General features: G+C 72.1%; 14 protein-coding genes. 8 read left to right on the top strand and 6 right to left on the bottom strand.

Annotated features, from left to right (window positions below; translation table 11 throughout):
• The first annotated feature begins 71 nt into the window (after positions 1–71).
• Positions 72–1,274 carry a cytochrome P450 gene (locus tag ACFY8W_RS36715; protein WP_391115264.1) on the top strand — a complete coding sequence of 401 codons (1,203 nt, stop codon included), beginning with the start codon at positions 72–74 and terminating at the stop codon, positions 1,272–1,274.
• An 81-nt stretch (positions 1,275–1,355) separates the two neighbouring features.
• On the opposite strand, the gene asnB is transcribed toward ACFY8W_RS36715, so the two are convergent.
• From asnB to ACFY8W_RS36690, 5 genes are all read right to left on the bottom strand, one after another.
• Positions 1,356–3,197: an asparagine synthase (glutamine-hydrolyzing) gene (gene asnB / locus ACFY8W_RS36710; RefSeq protein WP_391115262.1), complete on the bottom strand. Its 1,842-nt coding sequence runs from the start codon at positions 3,195–3,197 to the stop codon at positions 1,356–1,358.
• A 38-nt stretch (positions 3,198–3,235) separates the two neighbouring features.
• The gene (locus ACFY8W_RS36705; RefSeq protein WP_391115260.1) at positions 3,236–3,730 is read right to left on the bottom strand and encodes a hypothetical protein; all 495 of its coding nucleotides are present in this window, start codon (positions 3,728–3,730) and stop codon (positions 3,236–3,238) included.
• On the bottom strand, positions 3,727–4,011 hold the full coding sequence (locus ACFY8W_RS36700) for a ferredoxin (protein ID WP_391115258.1): 285 nt from the start codon (positions 4,009–4,011) through the stop codon (positions 3,727–3,729). Before ACFY8W_RS36700 ends, ACFY8W_RS36705 begins: the two co-directional genes overlap by 4 nt.
• The gene (locus ACFY8W_RS36695; RefSeq protein ID WP_391115255.1) at positions 4,008–5,210 is read right to left on the bottom strand and encodes a cytochrome P450; all 1,203 of its coding nucleotides are present in this window, start codon (positions 5,208–5,210) and stop codon (positions 4,008–4,010) included. The genes ACFY8W_RS36700 and ACFY8W_RS36695 overlap by 4 nt, the downstream gene beginning before the upstream one ends.
• Before the next feature lie 106 nt (positions 5,211–5,316).
• On the bottom strand, positions 5,317–6,348 hold the full coding sequence (locus ACFY8W_RS36690) for a methyltransferase (RefSeq protein ID WP_391115253.1): 1,032 nt from the start codon (positions 6,346–6,348) through the stop codon (positions 5,317–5,319).
• Positions 6,349–6,615: 267 nt separating this feature from the next.
• Here ACFY8W_RS36690 and ACFY8W_RS36685 point away from each other — a divergent pair, with 267 nt between their 5' ends.
• The 3 genes from ACFY8W_RS36685 to ACFY8W_RS36675 are packed head-to-tail and all read left to right on the top strand — an operon-like array spanning position 6,616 to position 9,554.
• Complete coding sequence (locus ACFY8W_RS36685) at positions 6,616–7,413, top strand: SDR family oxidoreductase (RefSeq protein WP_391115250.1); 798 nt, start codon at positions 6,616–6,618, stop codon at positions 7,411–7,413.
• Positions 7,413–8,459 (top strand): methyltransferase, encoded by a 1,047-nt coding sequence (locus ACFY8W_RS36680; protein WP_391115247.1) that lies wholly within the window; start codon positions 7,413–7,415, stop codon positions 8,457–8,459. Before ACFY8W_RS36685 ends, ACFY8W_RS36680 begins: the two co-directional genes overlap by 1 nt.
• A gap of 30 nt (positions 8,460–8,489) precedes the next feature.
• Entirely contained in the window at positions 8,490–9,554 is a 1,065-nt protein-coding gene (locus ACFY8W_RS36675) for a methyltransferase (RefSeq protein ID WP_391115244.1), read from the top strand.
• A 62-nt stretch (positions 9,555–9,616) separates the two neighbouring features.
• Here the strand turns inward: ACFY8W_RS36675 and ACFY8W_RS36670 are convergent, their stop codons facing one another.
• Complete coding sequence (locus ACFY8W_RS36670) at positions 9,617–10,141, bottom strand: MarR family transcriptional regulator (protein ID WP_391115241.1); 525 nt, start codon at positions 10,139–10,141, stop codon at positions 9,617–9,619.
• Positions 10,142–10,273: 132 nt separating this feature from the next.
• Here ACFY8W_RS36670 and ACFY8W_RS36665 point away from each other — a divergent pair, with 132 nt between their 5' ends.
• From ACFY8W_RS36665 to ACFY8W_RS36650, 4 genes are all read left to right on the top strand, one after another.
• Positions 10,274–12,010 carry a DHA2 family efflux MFS transporter permease subunit gene (locus ACFY8W_RS36665; protein WP_391115238.1) on the top strand — a complete coding sequence of 579 codons (1,737 nt, stop codon included), beginning with the start codon at positions 10,274–10,276 and terminating at the stop codon, positions 12,008–12,010.
• A gap of 257 nt (positions 12,011–12,267) precedes the next feature.
• Positions 12,268–13,923: an FAD-dependent monooxygenase gene (locus tag ACFY8W_RS36660; protein WP_391115235.1), complete on the top strand. Its 1,656-nt coding sequence runs from the start codon at positions 12,268–12,270 to the stop codon at positions 13,921–13,923.
• A gap of 75 nt (positions 13,924–13,998) precedes the next feature.
• Complete coding sequence (locus ACFY8W_RS36655; RefSeq protein ID WP_391115232.1) at positions 13,999–14,622, top strand: hypothetical protein; 624 nt, start codon at positions 13,999–14,001, stop codon at positions 14,620–14,622.
• 77 nt (positions 14,623–14,699) lie between these two features.
• The gene (locus ACFY8W_RS36650; RefSeq protein WP_391115230.1) at positions 14,700–16,832 is read left to right on the top strand and encodes a multicopper oxidase domain-containing protein; all 2,133 of its coding nucleotides are present in this window, start codon (positions 14,700–14,702) and stop codon (positions 16,830–16,832) included.
• Positions 16,833–16,931: the final 99 nt, after the last annotated feature.

Raw genomic sequence — 16,931 nt, 5'->3', positions numbered from 1 at the left:
CCGCCCCACCGGACGCCGTTCCGCTCGCGGAGCGGCGTCCGTCGTGCTGACCACGCTCACAAGGAGGACCCATGACCGCCGAGAGCACCGAGCGGACCTTTCCGCTCCCCGTGCCGGACCCGCTGGAGCCCGCGCCCGCCTACGCCGAGCTGCGCGGCTCCGAGCCCGTCGCGCCGGTGACGCTGCCGACCGGGCACCGGGCCTGGCTGGTGACCCGCTACGAGCACGTACGGCAGGTCCTCGCCGACCCCCGGTTCAGCAAGGCGGCGCTGACCGCTCCCGACGCGCCCCGGCTGCTGCCGGTCGCCAAGGGCTCCAAGTCGCTGTTCACCATGGACCCGCCGGAGCACACCCGGCTGCGCAAGCTGGTCGCCCGCGCCTTCACCGCCCGGCACATCGAGCGGATGCGCCCGCACGTCAAGGAGATCACCGACCGGCTGCTCGACGGGATGGCCGCCGGCGGCGGGCCCGCCGACCTGATCGCCCACCTGGCCCAGCCGCTGCCGATCACCGTCATCTGCGAACTGCTCGGTGTGCCGCTCGCCGACCAGGACCGGTTCCGGGTCTGGTCGGACGTGATGCTCTCGATATCGGCCCACTCGCCGGACGCGGTGATGGAGGCCCGGCGCGGCCTCAACGGCTACCTCGGCGAGCTGATCGCCGCCAAGGCGAAGGAGCCCGCGGACGACCTGCTCACGCTCCTCATCGAGGCCCGCGAGGAGGACGGCGACCGGCTCTCCGAGGAGGAGCTGCTCGCCTTCGGCCACACCCTGCTCGTCGCCGGCTACCACGCCACGACCGGCGAGCTGGTCGGCGCGCTGATCACGCTGCTGCGCGAGCCGGAGCTGTGGGCGCGGCTCGTCGCCGACCGCTCGCTGGTGCCGGGCGCCGTGGAGGAGCTGCTGCGCTTCTCGGTGGCGGGCGGCGGCGCCGGCGCCATGCGCATCGCGACCGAGGACGTCGAGCTCGGCGGGGCGGTGATCCGCAAGGGCGACGCGGTCCTTCCGGCGATCACTTCGGCCAACCGGGACGAGGAGGTCTTCGAAGGGGCGGAGCGGGTCGACCTGGAGCGGCAGAGCAACCCGCACCTGACGTTCGGCCACGGCCTGCACCACTGCCTGGGCGCCCAGCTCGGCCGGATGGAACTCCAGCTGGCCCTGGAGGGCCTGCTCGACCGCTTCCCCGGACTGCACCTCGCGGTCCCGACCCGGGAACTGACCTGGGTGTCCGGGATGGCCTTCCGCCGCCCGGCGCAGCTCCCCGTGGCCTGGTGACGCACGCGGCACCCGCCCGCACCACACGGAAGCTCCCCCGTCCCGGCCGGGACGGGGGAGCTTCCGTGTGCGGACCGGCGCTCAGATGGCCAGGTCGAGCCCGTACGACGAGATCCACTCGTCGAGGTGCAGCGCCATGTCGATCTCGATGCGGGTCAGCCCGGCCGAGGCCGTCGCGTCGCGGCGCACGTCCTCGACGACCGTCGGGTTGAGCAGCGGCAGCACGGCCGAGTCGCCGCCGGCCACCAGCTTGGCGAACCGCTCCTGGACGTAGCGGTCGTAGGCGGCGTCGTTGGAGATCGGGTAGCCCGTCTTGGGACGGTTGAGCACCGCCTCCGGCAGCAGGTCCTTCGCCGCCGCCCGCAGCAGGCTCTTCCACTGGCCGTCGAAGGTCTTGAACTCGAACGGCGCGTTGAAGACGTAGTCCTGCAGCCGGTGGTCGCAGAACGGCACCCGGACTTCCAGACCGACGGCCATGCTGAGCCGGTCCTTGCGGTCGAGCAGGGTGCGCATGAAACGGGTCAGGAAGAAGTACGTCGACTCCCGGAACTGCCGGGCCCGCCCGCTCTCCCCGGGCATCCGCGGCACCGCGGCGGCCGCCTGCCGGTACTGCTCCGCCTGGTAGCCGCGGACGTCGACCCGGGTGGTGACCGGGCCGAACAGGGCCGGCATGCCGAGGTTGTGGGCGAGGCTCCACGGCAGGGTGCCGGGCTGCCCGTACTCGGGGTGGTGGAACCACGGGTAGCCGCCGAACAGCTCGTCCGCCGACTCGCCCGTCAGCGCCACCGTGGAGTGGCCGCGGATCGCCCGGAACAGCAGGTACAGCGAGATGTCCATGGAGCCGGGACCGGCGATGAGCACCGGCCAGTCCAGCGCGTGGACCACCGCGCGGCGGGTCGGGGCGTCGATCATCTCCGCGTTGCCGAGGAGGATGTGCCGGTGGTCGGCGCCGACGTGCTCGACGACCTGCCGGACGTACGGCGAGTCCGCGGTGGGATGGGTCAGGTCCGGCTCGAAGTTGTCCAGGTAGCCGACGAAGTCGACGTCGAACGAGCGGACCTTGCCGCTGCCGTCGCGCTGTTTGGCGAGCGACGCCAGGGCGGTCAGCGTCGAGGAGTCGAGCCCGCCGGACAGCATCGTGCACAGCGGCACGTCGGAGACGATCTGCCGGGTGACGATGTCCTCGAGCAGCTCGCGCACCGTACGGATGGTGGTGGGCAGGTCGTCGGTGTGCTCGTGCGCCTCCAGCTGCCAGTAGCGGCGCAGCCGGTGGCCGTCGCGGGAGACCCGCAGCACGTGCCCCGGGGCGAGCTCGGGCATGCCGGCGATCACGCCCGCGCCCGGTGCCTTCACCCCGCCGAACAGCTCGCGCAGCCCGTCGGCGTCGACCGTGCGGCTCGCCTGCGGATGGGCGAGGATCGCCTTCGGTTCGGAGCCGAACAGCACGCCGCCGCCCGGCAGCAGCTGGTAGTACAGCGGCTTGATGCCGACGCGGTCGCGCACCAGGAGCAGCTCCTCGGTGCGCGCGTCCCAGATCGCGAAGGCGAACATGCCGTTGAGCCGGTCGACGAAGGACTCGCCCCACTCCAGGTAGGACCGCAGCACCACCTCGGTGTCGCTGCGGGTGGTGAAGCGGTGCCCCTTGAGGACGAGTTCCTCCCTCAGCTCGCGGAAGTTGTACACCTCGCCCGCGTACGTCAGGGCGGCCTGGACCCGGCCGCCCTCCTCGGCGACCATGGGCTGCCGTCCGCCCTCCAGGTCGATGATGGCGAGCCTGCGGTGGCCCAGTGCGGCGTGCGGAGCGATCCACACGTCGCCGGCGTCGGGGCCGCGCAGGGTCATGGTCGTCGTCATCTCCCGGACGACGGCGGCCTCCTGACGCAGATCACGTGCGAAGTCCACCCAGCCGGCGATCCCACACATGCGAGCACTCTCCTTTGCTCTGTCCCGGCCGCGGCCGGTCAGCCGTCGACACCGAACCGGGTGCCGACCGCCGTGGACTGGACTTCCATCAGGACGTTCCCGCCGGCGTCGAGGGCCTGGCCCGTGCCGGTCGAGATGAACGTGCCGTCGGCGGCGAACCGCGCCGTGTGCCGGATCCGCAGCTCGCTCAGCAGGCCGCCGTCGGCGTTCGGCCGCAGGCCCCGCGTCACGTACACGAAGCCGTCGTCGGTCCACTCCCAGGTGCCGATGCCGGTGTGCGTGTGCCGGTGGGTCTGCAGGATCAGCTGCCCGTCGGAGCCGAACGAGTAGTGCGCGTGCTCGACGTCGGGCACGCCCTCGATGGTGACGGTCACCGACCAGCTGCCGACCGGTGACGGCCGCCGGTCCTTGCGGCGGCGCCCGCGGCCCTCGTCGTGGGCCACGGCCGGGGCCGCGGTGCCTACGGCGAGCGCCGAGCCGAGGAAGCCGGCCCGTCTGAGCAGGGAACGGCGGGTGCTGCGCTGGGGTGTCATGGTCGTGCCTCTCTCGTCGCGCGTTCCGCGGCCGCCTCCGGGGCGGCCTCGACCGGCCGGCCGGTCGCCAGGTCGGTCAGGGTGATCGCCTCGGCCGGGCAGGCCTCCGCGACGTCGATCAGCTCCGGGTCGGGGGCGACCGGCCCGGCCGCGGGCCGGGTGCGGTGGTCCTCGCCCACGGAGAAGTACCGGGGTGCCGCCGCGGCGCAGATCCCGCTGCGGCGGCAGGACTTGTGCACCGAGATCTGCCACTGCTCGCCCATCGCGGCCCCCCGGCTCACCAGGTCACCGGCAGGTTGACGAGCGCGCGGGCGGTGAGCCCGGTCTTCCAGGTCAGCCAGTCGGACCGCACCGCGAGCCGCAGCGTGTCCGGCACCCGCTCGATGAGCGTGCGCAGCGCGATCTGCATCTCCAGGCGGGCGAGCTGGGCCCCCAGGCAGTGGTGGATGCCGTAGCCGAAGGACAGGTGGACGTTCGGGGCGCGCTCGACGTCGAAACGGTCCGCGTCGGCGAAGACGTCCTCGTCGTGGTTGGCGGAGCCCAGCGAGGCGATCACGGCCTCGCCCTTCCTGATCTCGGTGTCACCTATCGTCAGGTCCTCGGTGGCGACCCGGAGCTGGGTCCCGGTGAAGACGAACGGGTTGAACCGCAGCAGCTCCTCGACCGCGCCGGGGATCAGCTCGGGCTTCTTGCGCAGCAGCTCCAGCTGGTCCGGGTGGTGCAGCAGCGTGAACAGCGCGGTGCCCAGCGAGTTGGCGGTCGACTGGTGCCCGACCGTCATGATGATCATCGCGAAGTCGAGCAGCTCCTCCTCGGACAGCTGCTGCCCCTCGTCCCGGGCGTGCACGAGCACGCTCAGCAGGTCGTCGGCGGGCTCCTCGCGGCGTTGCTCGATCAGTTCGCGGAGGTAGCCGATGATCGAGCCGCGGGCCTCCCTCACCTCCTCGACGCTGTGGCCGCCGAGGCTGAAGATGACCTCGCTCCAGGCGTGCAGCCGGTCCACGTGGTCGTAGGGCACGCCCAGCAGCTCGAAGATCACCTTGATGGGCAGGCTGAGCGCGTAGCAGGACATCAGGTCGACCGGGCGGGGAGCGACCAGGACCAGACGGATCTGCTCCTCGGCGAGCTCCTCGATCCGCGGGCGCAGCGCCTCGACCCGGCGGGCGGTGAACGCCTGCATCACCAGGCGGCGCAGCCGCGAGTGGTCCGGGGCGTCCATGCCCAGGATGGTCTTCGGACCGGGCGTGGTGTTGCCCATCCGCGGCGCCTCGGGCGCCTCGGCGGCGGCCCGGCTGAGCCGCGGGTCGACCAGGGCGGCGCGCACGTCCGCGTAACGGGTCAGGAGCCAGGCCCGGTCGCCGGTGGGAAGCGTCACCCGGGCCACCGGAGCCCGCTCGCGCAGCCGGCGGAACTCCTCCGGCGGCTCGAACGTGTCCGGCGCCGGGAAGGGGAAGGCCGGCGGTGCCTCGTCGATCGACATCGGAATCCCTTCATGTGCGGGGGAGCGAGCAGGGTGGTGCGCGGACAAGCGCGCGGGCAGCCCCTCCGTCGCGAAGACCCGGAGGTGCCGCCCGTCACGCGTGGGGTTACTTCTTGACGCCGACCACGAGGATGTCGTTGGTGTCGAGCAGCTTGGCGGAGGTCTCCGCGAAGCCGGCCTCGGTCATCCAGGAGCGGCAGTCGTCGACCCGGTACTCGGAGCCGCCGTGCGTGACGACCAGCATGGTGAGGCTGGTCAGCAGGTTGTTCAGCGGGCTGAGCTCGTCGTCGAGCATGGGGTCGTAGACCAGCAGCGAGCCGCCCGGCTTCAGGGCGTCGAACGCCGACTTGATGAGCTGCTTGCGGCGCTCGGGCGACCAGTCCTCCAGGACGTGGCCGATGATGACGACGTCCGCCGTCGGGACCGGGTCGGCGAAGAAGTCGCCGCCGTGGAAGGCGATCTTGTCCTTCAGGCCGAGGCCGCCGATGTGGTCCTCGTACGCCGGCTCGACGGCCGGCAGGTCGAAGACCGTGGCCTTCAGGTGCGGGTGGGCGTCGATCAGGGTGGCGGCCAGGTTGCCCCGGGCACCGCCGACGTCCGTGACGGTCTTGACCTTGCTCCAGTCGAAGGCCTTGGCGAGCTCCGGGCCGACGGCCCAGTTGAGCGCGTCCATCATGGCGACGAAGTCCCGCATCTGCTCCTCGGAGCGGTACAGGTGCTTGAACATGTTGTCGTCGCCGTGGCCCTCGATCTGGGACTCACCGGTCTTCAGCGACTCGGTGAAGCCGCCCCAGGCGCCGTACAGCACGCTGTTGGAGCGGCTGAGGAAGCGCCCGACGTACGTCCGCCGGCCCTTGACCAGGTGGGTGTCGGCCGCCTGGGTGTTGCCGTATCGGCCGTTCTCGCGCGACAGCAGGCCCAGCTTGACCAGGGCGTTGAGGAACTCCCGGGCACCGCGCTCGTGGAGGCCGAGCTTGGTCCGGATCTCCTCCTCGGTGGCCGGCCCGCTGTCGCTCAGCACGGTGAACAGGTCGAGCTCGTTCGCGGTGAGCAGGATCTTCGCGCTGCCGAACGCCATGCCGAGCTGGATGATGCCGTTCAGGTCCAGGGATCCCTGCTCTTCACGGGTCTTGGTCATGCGCCGGTTCCTTTCCGGTGGTGTCGTGGCCGCGCCCGGTCTGGTGTGCACGCCCGGTGAACAGTCCGGACGTGGTGAGCACGCCCGGTGAACTATCCGGACGGGACCTCAATCCGAACTGGAATCCCGATGGACCGGCGCTCGCGGCGAATCGCTCGAGCGACACTCCAGTCGCGATCTCCAAGCTGGGGTGCGGTGCCCGCGTGTGCGCGGCGCGGCCCCTGACGTGTCGACACCGGCGCAGCGCCGGAAAGGACGGGAGTTGCCATGGAACTCGGCCTGAAGGACAAGGTCGTACTGATCACCGGCGGCAGCGGCGGCATCGGCCGCCCGCTCGCCCGAGCCTTCGCCGACGAGGGCGCCAAGGTCGCGCTCACCTATCTCAGCCGGGTGGAGAACGCCAAGGCGGTGGCCGCCGAGATAGCGGACGGCGGCGGCCTGGCGCTGCCCGTCCACCTCGACCTGACGGACCCGGCGTCCGTGCGCCGCGCGGTCGCGGAGGTCACCGAGGAGTGGGGCGGCATCGACGTCCTGGTCGTCAACGCCTCGGCCTCCGGCGGCCCCAGCCCGCACGCGCCCGCCTTCGACGAGATCCCGGCCGAGCAGTGGCTGCCGCCGCTGCGGGCCGAGGTGGAGGGCGCGTTCCACACCGTACAGGCGACGCTTCCGGCGATGAAGCCCCGCGGCGGCGGCCGGATCGTCTTCATGTCGGCGGCGATCGTGCAGCGCGGACTGAAGGGCGCGGAGGGCTACGCGGCGAGCAAGTCGGCCCTGCACGGTCTGAGCCGCACGCTCGGCACCGAGCTGTTCGAGCACGGCATCCTCTCCAACGTCGTCGCGCCGGGACCGGTGGTGACGGAGGGCCTCCTGGAGAAGCTGCCCGAGGAGGTACGCGGCCGGGTCGCCGGACTCGACTCCGAAGGGGCCCGGGCCGCGCTCAACAAGGCCATGCCCTTCCTGCACTTCTCCACCGTCGAGGACGTCGTCAACGCCACCCTGTTCCTCGCCTCCCCGGCGAACGGCAACATCACCGGCAACGTGCTCTACGTCGACGGCGGGCACTGATGGCGGGGAACGGACCGGGCACCGCCTTCAGCCCGCTGGGCGCGCTGCAGGAGCTCCGGCCCTTCCAGTGGTCCGCCGGTCTGGTGGCCCGCGGGATGGCCGAACTGCGGATCGCCGACGCGGTCGGTGACGGGCGGCGCACCACCGACGAGATCGCGGAGGCGATCCGCGCGCACCGGCCCAGCCTGGAGCGCTTCCTGCGGGTGTGCGAGCTGCACCGCCTGGTCGCACCCGCCGCCGGCTCCGAGGACGTCCGCCGCTGGGAGCTGACCGCGGCCGGCCACCTGCTGCGCTCGGACGTGCCGAACCTGCGCGGCTTCAGCATCGCCGTCAACGCGCCCGGCATGACCCGCCCCTGGGAGCTGGTCGCCGACGTGGTCCGCACCGGTTGCCCGGCCACCCGCACGGTGTGGGGCGTGGACCACTGGGAGTACTACGCGGCCAACCCCGACGAGGCCCGCAGCTACGCCGAGACCTGCGCCTCGCTCTCCGTCGAGGCGGCGGAGGCGCTGGTCGCCAGCTGCTCACTGGCGGGGGAGCGGGAGATCGTGGACGTCGGCGGCAGCCCCGGCACGGTGCTCGCCCGGCTCCTCCAGGAGGTCCCCGGGGCGCGCGGCGTGCTGCTCGACCTGCCGTGGGCGGTCGGCTTCGCGCGGGAGACCTTCGAGAAGGACGGCCTGGCGGACCGCGTGGAGCTCGTGGCCGGTGACTTCCGGCACGAGGTTCCCGCCGACGGCAGCCTCTACCTGCTCAAGAACGTGCTGTGCGACCTCGACGACGAGTCGGCCGCGCAGCTGCTGGAGAACTGTGCCAAGGCCGCCGGCCAGGGCAGCCGGCTGGTGCTCCTCGACTGGGAGTACACCGATCACTCCTCCCACGTCCACGCCAACGACGTGGAGTTCATGGTGCTCACCGGTGGCCGGGCGCGCACCGAGGAGGAGTACCGCGGGCTGCTCGCGGCCGCGGGCTTCGAGAACTGCCGCCGGCTGCCGCTCGTGGGCCACGAGCGGGCCCCCATCGCACTGATCGAATCCGTCCGGGCCTGACAAGGTCCTTGCTGAATAAGGTGGTTGAGGATGTCAGCTGATCCGGCAGTGGACCGGGTGGACGCCTGCGAGGGCGCACCCGTGATCGGCCCGCCGCCCGCCCAGGCCGTGGCCGAGCTCGGCTGGGGCATGTGGGCCAGCGCGGTGGTGCAGGCGGCGGCCCAGCTGCGGCTCGCGGACGCGGTCGGCGACGAGCCGGCCTCGGTCGAGGAGATCGCCGCCGCGGTCGGCGCGGACGTGCCCGCGCTGACCCGGCTGATGCGGGCCCTGGTGGGCTTCCGCATCTTCCGTCCGGCCGCGCCCGGCCGTTACGCGCACACCGAGATGTCGCGGGCGATGCGCTCGGACGCGCCGGGCTCGGTGACCGACATCATGCTCACCGGCTCGCACTGGGGCTGGGAGATGTGGGGCAAGCTCGCCGAGAGCGTCCGCTCGGGCCGGTGCGCCTTCCAGGAGACGTACGGCAAGGACCTGTTCACGTACTTCCACGAGGACGACAACGCGGCCGGAGAGATGTGCCTGAACGGGTACGCGGCGCAGTCCCGGGCCATGAACCCGGGCGTGGTCGCGGCGCTCGACCTGGCCGGCGTGGACACCCTGTGCGACGTCGGCGGCGGCCACGGCAGCCTGCTGAAGTCGCTGCTCGAAGGCAATCCGCACGTCAAGGGCGTGCTGTTCGACCGGCCGCACGCGATCTCCGCGGCGCTGCCCGAGCTGCGCGAGGGCGGCCCGCTGGGCGGACGGACCGAACTGGTGACCGGTGACTGCTTCCAGAGCGTGCCCGAGGCGGACGTGTACGTGATCCGCCAGGTGCTGCACATGTGGGACGACGACGCCTGCCACACGGTGCTGACCAACTGCCTCAAGGCGGGCCGCCCCGGCGGTCGCGTGGTGCTGCTCGAACAGCTGGTGGCCGATCCGCCGGAGACGCCCTGGGACGCCCTGATGGACCTTCACATGCTGCTCGTCATGGGTGGTTGGGAGCGTACGGCCGAGGAGTACGGCGCGATGTTCGAGCGCGCCGGATTCGAGTTCGCCGGGGTGGTGCCGAGCGGCACTCCGCTGCGTCTGGTGGTCGGCCGAATACCCGGGTGACGGGGCGGCGGCTGGTGCGTACGCTCGTTACGCACCAGCCCGCAACCGCCCGTCCCGGGGCCTCACTTGGCCGCGGCAGCCCGCTTGGAGCCCTTGGCGGCACTCTTGCCGGCCCGGAGCTTCACCGCCTCGTCGTGCGTGATCGGCGCGGCGGACCGGACGAAGTCGAGCACCGTCTCCAGCTCGCTCTCGGTGAACCGCTCGCACAGCTCGGCCAGTGAACTGCCGAGCGATTCGAACAGTGGGAAGACCTTCGCCTCCAGGTTGGGCATCGGCGTGACGAGGACGCGCCGACGGTCCTTGGGATCCCGGTCGCGACGGACGTGACCGGCCGCCTCCAGGCGGTCGATGACCCCGGTGATGGCTCCGGTGGTCACGCCGTTCTCCTCGGCCAGCTGCCCGGCCGCCATCGGGCCGCGGGCCACCAGTGCTCCCAGACAGTTCAGGTCAAGCACGCTCAGCCCCAGCCGGTCGGCGACCGCCTGGTGGAAGAGCACCGAGCGGCTCACCAGGGTGCGCAGTTCCTGGTCCACGGCCGCGGCCAGCTGTGCCCGGTCCACCCGATCCGCATGTTCCGCGCTTGACATACGCCCCGTCCTTCCAGTTACCTTGCCTCATCGTTATCTCAGCAACTAAGATAACGAGTCAGAAAGACTCCTGCCTAGTAAGCATCCGAGTTGCTGATTGTCTGGCCAGTCTAGATCAAAGAGAGGTGCACCATGTCGAACCCGTCCGCGGCGGCCCCGCCCGTCGAGGGGGACCCGAAGCGCAAGGTCGCACTGATCGTGGTGCTCTTCGCCGCGTTCATGGACCTGCTCGACTCCACGATCGTCAACGTCGCCATCCCGTCGATCCAGACCGACCTCGGCACCGGATACGCCACCGTCCAGTGGGTCGTCGCCGGCTACCTGCTGTCCTTCGCCGTCCTGCTGATCCTCGGCGGACGCCTCGGTGACATGTACGGCCGCAAGAAGCTCTTCCTCACCGGCGTCGCGGGCTTCACCATCGCCTCCGCGCTGTGCGGCTTCGCCGGCAGCCCGGGGATGCTGGTCGGCGCCCGCGTGCTCCAGGGCGCCATGGCCGCGCTCATGGTCCCGCAGGTGCTGTCCATCATCACCGCGGCGTTCCCGCCCAAGGAGCGCGGAGCCGCCCTCGGCGCGTTCGGCGGCGTGGCCGGCCTCGCCACCGTCGGCGGCCCGATCATCGGCGCCCTCCTGATCGACGCCGACCTGTTCGAGCAGGGCTGGCGCATGGTCTTCCTCATCAACCTGCCGGTCGGCCTCCTGCTCTTCCTCGCGGCCTCCGCCGTCATCCGCGAGTCCAAGTCGTCCGAGTCGATCAAGCTGGACGTGGTCGGCACCCTGCTGCTCACCGCCGGACTCCTGCTGCTGCTCGTCCCGCTCGTCCAGGGCCGTGAGCTCGGCTGGCCGCTCTGGACCTTCGTCGCCATGATCGCCTCGGTCCCCGTGCTCGCCGTCTTCTGGTCGTACCAGCGGCGACTCGGCGACAAGGGCCGCCCGGGCCTGATCGTGCCCTCCATGTTCCGCAGCCGCTCCTTCACCGCCGGCATCATCGCCAACACGGTGTTCTTCGCGGTCACCATCGGCCACTTCCTGATCTTCATCCTCTTCCTGCAGAACGGCCTCGGCTTCTCCGCCCTGCGGGCCGGCCTCACCGGAGTCCCCTGGTCCTTCGGCGTCAGCTTCGGCGCGGCCTTCTCCGCCACCGTCCTCACCGCCAAGCTCGGCCGCAAGGTCATGGTCATCGGCGCGGTCCTGCTCGCCGCCGGCCTGGCCGCGATCTCCCTCACCATCCAGCTGCGCGGCGAGGAGATCGGCTCCTGGTCGCTGCTCCCGGCGCTGCTCGTCGGCGGCCTCGGAATGGGCATGATCATCGCGCCGATCCTGGACTTCATCCTCACCGACGTCCCGCCGGAGCACGCCGGCTCCGGATCCGGTGTCGTCAACGCCTTCCAGCAGGTCGGCGGCGCCCTCGGCATCGCGGTCATCGGCGCGGTCTTCCTCGGCTTCCTTGGCGGATCCGCCGACACCGCCGCCAAGGACGCCGGCGGGCAGCTGCGCACCGCGCTGGTCCAGACCCAGGTGTCCGAGGACCAGCAGCGACAGCTCACCGACGCCTTCCAGACCTGCTTCACCGAGCGCACCAAGGCCAAGGACCCCACGGTCGAGCCGGCCAGCTGCGCACCGCTGACCCAGGTCACCGACCCGCAGGCCGGCGCCGCCATCGGCGCAGCCGCCCAGGACGCCCGCCGCGAGGTCTTCTCCACCGCCCTGCAGCGCACCATCTACGCCCAGATCGGCCTGACCGCCCTGGTCCTGCTCCTGGTCCTGCTCCTGCCGAAGCAGGCCAGGCACCACGACGAGGCCTGGGAGGAGACGGCGGAGCCCGGCACCGAGCCCTCCGGACCCGGCGTCGCCGAGCCCCGCACCGCCTGACGACCGACCGAGCACGACCCGCCCGAGCACAACCCGGTTCGGCACGACCCGCGAGCGCACCACCCACCGTCCCGGCGGCCGCGCCCCCTCGGCGACCGCCCGGACGGGCCGGGCCCGGCCCCACCGAGCCGGCCCGGCCCCCGGCCTCCCGGGCCCTGGTCCACCGCCCCGCCCAGCCGTCCCACCGGGCCCGGCGCCCTCCCGCACCGCCCCGCTTCCCCCGCACCCGACCGACCGTCCCGAACGGAGAGGTACCCATGACACCCGCTCCCACCGAGCAGACGCCCGTCCTGATCGTCGGCGGCGCCGTGGTCGGCCTGTCGACCGCGCTCTTCCTGGCCCGCCGCGGCATCCGCCCGCTGCTCGTCGAGCGCCACCCCGGCGCCCTGGGCCACCCGCGGGCCCGCGTCATCAACCCGCGCACCGTCGAGGTCTTCCGGTCCGCAGGCCTGGAGGAGGAGATCTTCGCCGACCGCTCGCTCACCTCCGAGCTCAGCGAGAAGCTGATGGTCCGCGCCGAGACCCTGGCCGGCCCGGAGATCTTCTCCGCCCCCATGCAGGACGAGGCGCCCGAGCTGACCTCCGAGGTCACGCCCTGCACCTGGTGCTCCATCGACCAGGACCGCCTCGAACGCCTCGTCGCCCGCCGCGCCGCCGAACTCGGCGCGGAGCTGCGCTGGTCCACCGAACTCGTCGGCTTCGAGCAGGACGAGGACGGCGTCACCGCGACCCTCCGCGACACCGCCACCGGCACCGAGACGACCGTACGGACGCAGTACCTGATCGGCGCCGACGGCGTCCGCAGCACCGTGCGCGAGGCCGCCGGCATCGCCGTCGAGGGCCCCGGCACCCTGATCCACACCGTCAGCGTGGTCTTCAAGGCCGACCTCACCGAACCCCTGCGCGGCCGCGACCTCGGCCTCGGCTACTTCGACCAGCCCGACACCGGCACCCTGCTCATGCCGCTGGACGGCTCCCGCTGGGTCTTCTACACCCCCTACCACCCCGATCGCGGCGAGCGCCTCGAGGACTTCGACGAGGCCCGCTGCGTCGAGGCGATCCGCGCCGCGATCGGCGTCCCGGACCTCGCCGTCGAGGGCCTGGAGGTCCAGGTCGAGAAGACCGGGCAGAAGATCCTCGGCTTCGAGATCTCCGCCGGGCTCGCCGAGCGCTACCGCCAGGGCCGGATCCTCCTGGTCGGCGACGCCGCCCACACCATGCCGCCCACCGGCGCCTTCGGCGCCGCGACCGGCATCCAGGACGCCGACAACCTCGCCTGGAAGCTCGCCTCCGTGCTGCACCGCACGGCCGGGCCCGGGCTCCTCGACTCGTACGAGGCGGAGCGCCGCCCCGTCGCCCGCTTCACCATCGACTACGCCCTCGCCGAACTGCAGGAGCGCTCGCACGACGGAGAATCCGACGGCCGCCCCAGCTACGCGGCGGCCATCCTCGGTCAGCTCTACCCGGGCGGCGCGCTGCTCCCCGAGGACGGCGACGGCGCCGAGGACGGGGCCGCCCTGCCGCCCGCGCTCGACCCGCGCGTGCTCGGCCGGCCCGGCACCCGCGCCCCGCACGTCACCGTGCGCTGCCGTGGCAAGGAACTGTCCGCCCTCGACCTGTTCGGCGAGGCGCCCGTGCTCCTCACCGGCCCCGAGGGCACCGGCTGGGAGCACGCCGCGGGACCGGCCGCGCAGCGGCTCGGCATCGACCTCGACGTGTACCGGATCGGCGGCGAGTTCGTCACCGACCCGGCGGGCGACTGGGCCTCCCGTTACGGCGTGGACGCCGACGGCGCGGTGCTCGTGCGCCCCGACGGCTTCGTGGCCTGGCGCTCGGCCGGCGCGGCCGACGAACCGCAGGCGCGCCTCGAATCGGTCCTCGCGCAGGTCCTCGACCGCGCACCGCGCGCCTGACCCGCGCCCACACCACGTACGGCAACCACAGCACGCACAGCACGACCAGCACGACACGAACGGAAGGAACCGACGATGACCACTCAGGAGAAGACCTTCGACGGCGCGCTCGGCGCGGTCACCACCGGCACGCTCAAGTTCGTCGGCGGCGCGTCCGAACTGACGCTGGCCGCCGAGCCCAAGGACAGCGAGCACCTCTACCAGGGCACCTTCTCCGGCCTCGTACCGGAGATCGACACCACGGCGGGCGTCGTCACGGTCCGCTACCCGCGGCGGCTGCACCCGTTCTCCGTCCGCCGCCACAGCGGCAGCCTCACCCTCCACCCGACCGTGTCCTGGGCGATCGAGGTCGACGGCGGCACCGGACGGCTGACCGCCGACCTCTCCGGCCTCGTCCTGACCCGGCTCGACCTCGGCAGCGGCGCCAGCCACGTGTCCATCTCGCTGCCCCGGCCGCGCGGCACCGTACGCATCCGCGTCGCCGGCGGCGTCAGCAACGTCAGCCTGCGCCGTCCCCAGGACGTCGCGGCCCGGATCGCCGTCAGGGGCGGCGTCTCCCAGCTGACCTTCGACACCCAGCACCTGGGCGCCGCGGGCGGCGGGGCCACCTTCGCCGGACCGACCTACGACACCTCCGAGGACCGCTACGACATCGAGGTGCTCGGCGGAGCCAGCGCCCTCACCGTCGACCGGGCCTGACCACCACCCCACCCGTCGAGGGACCTGCCCGAGGGCCGTGAGCGCCCCCGGGCACGTTCCACTGATCGGAGCAAGGAATGTATCTCGCGATCTCCATTTTCGACTTCATCGTCTCGTTGGTGCTCTTCCCGGTCTGGCTGCTGGCCGCGCTCACCGTCCGGCGACTGGCCACCCGGCCGGACACCAGGCGGCTGCGCCGCGGCGCCCGGATCGCCGTCGTGTTCACCGTGCTCGGCTTACTGCTCGCCGCCGGCCGGCTGCTGACCTTCTCCCAGATGGCCGGCATCAACTGGGACCTGGTCGGTGACCGGCGCGCCGTCACCACGCTGCTGCTGCTCCTGCCCGGCGTGCTCGCCACCCTCGTGCTCAGCCTCCCGAAGGTGTGGTCGGCGGCCCGGCGCCGCGGCCCCGAGGACCCCAAGGCCCTCGTCGCGCCGCGGATCACCGTGCCGCCGCAGCTGGCGGCCTTCGGCGCGCTCGGCGGCTTCTTCGAGAAGTTCCTGCCGCCGGACCGCTCCGCCGCGCTCAACTACCCGGTCTACGGGCTGATCCTGGTGGCCGGCGCGAGCTGGCTGGTCCTCCGCGGCCGCCGCCGGGCGGAGCGGATCGCCGGCGGTACGACCGCCCCGCAGCGCACGCGCGGCCGCCGGGTCGCGGTGCGGCTCGGCACGACCGTCGTGGTCCTCGGCGTCATCGGCACCCTGCTCACCCTCGAGTCCCAGCGCAGCCGCTTCCCCGACACCTTCTCGATGATGAAGGGCACGATGGACTACGGCGGCGGCACCACCTTCGCCGCCGACGGCCACGGCGGACACCACGGCGGCTCCGCAGGCACGAACACCAACGCCCTCGGCGTCCACGGCAACCACGCCGGCCACTCCGCCGGCGCCAAGGCCGCCGCCGTCAGCGTGGACGCGCTCAAGGGTCCCAAGACCGGCACGCCGGACCGCCGGTTCACCCTCACCGCCCAGGAGGCCAAGATCAAGCTGGCCTCGGGCCGTACCGTCGACGCCTGGAGCTTCAACGGACAGATCCCGGGTCCCGAACTGCGCATGAAGCAGGGCGAGCTCGTCGAGATCACCCTGGTCAACAAGCTGAAGGACACGCCCGTCAGCACCCACTGGCACGGCCTCGACGTCCCCAACGGTGAGGACGGCGTCGCCGGCGTCACCCAGGACGCCGTCCAGCCCGGCGGCACCTACACCTACCGCTTCCGCGTGAAGGAACGCGGCACCTTCTGGTACCACTCGCACCAGTCGTCCTCCGAGCAGGTCCAGCGCGGCCTGTTCGGCCCGATGGTCATCGACCCCGTGCAGCAGCCCCGGCCGGTCGACCAGGACGTCACCGTCCAGGCCCACACCTGGGACACCTCTCAGGGCTCCGTGACGGCCCTCGGCACCTCCGACACCCTGGAGCACCGCACCGCGCGCCCCGGCCAGAAGATGCGGCTCCGCCTGATCAACAGCGACATCCTGACCAGGACCTTCACCCTCACCGGCGTCCCGTACACCGTCACCTCGATCGACGGCATGGACATCAACCAGCCCGGCGAACTGACCGGCCGCCGCCTGGTGATCGCCGGCGCCGGACGCCTCGACGTCGAGTTCACCATGCCGAACACGCCGGTCCGGCTGGCCTCCGAGGAGTCCCCGGACGCGGGCATCGCCTTCTCCGCCGACGGCAAGGGCACCGTGGAACCCAAGTTCGACGGTGAGGAGTTCGACAAGACGACGTACGGCAAGCCGGCCTCCCAGCCCTTCGACGCGAACAGCTCGTACGACCGCACCTTCGACCTCGTCCTCGACGAGTGGCTGGGCTTCTACGACGGCACCTTCGCGCTCCGCCAGACCATCAACGGCCGGGTCTTCCCGGACGCCCCGATGCTCATGGTCAAGGAGGGCGAGCTGATCCGCGTCCGCTTCCTCAACCGCGGCCAGGAGGACCACCCGATGCACCTGCACGGCCACCACGTGCTCGTGCTCAGCCAGAACGGCAAGCCGGTGACCGGCAGCCCGATCTGGCAGGACACCGTCCTGGTCCGCCCGGGCGAGGCCTGGGAGGTCGCCTTCAAGGCCGACAACCCGGGCATCTGGATGGACCACTGCCACAACTTCACCCACGCCCAGCTCGGCATGGTCATGCACGTCGCGTACGAGAACGTCACCACCCCGTACACGGTCGGCGGCAAGTCCGGCAACCGCCCGGACTGACCCGACCCACACGACGCACCGGAAACACGGAACCGCACCGAGGGAGGCCGGCCGGCCCGGCGGGCCTCCCTTCGCCGTACCCCGAACCCGAGAGGCAAT

The sequence above is a fragment of the Streptomyces sp. NPDC012637 genome, from assembly GCF_042954805.1.
Lineage (GTDB): Bacteria > Actinomycetota > Actinomycetes > Streptomycetales > Streptomycetaceae > Streptomyces.
Note: the sequence above shows the minus strand (reverse complement) of the source record. Positions and strands in the feature narration are given on the sequence as shown.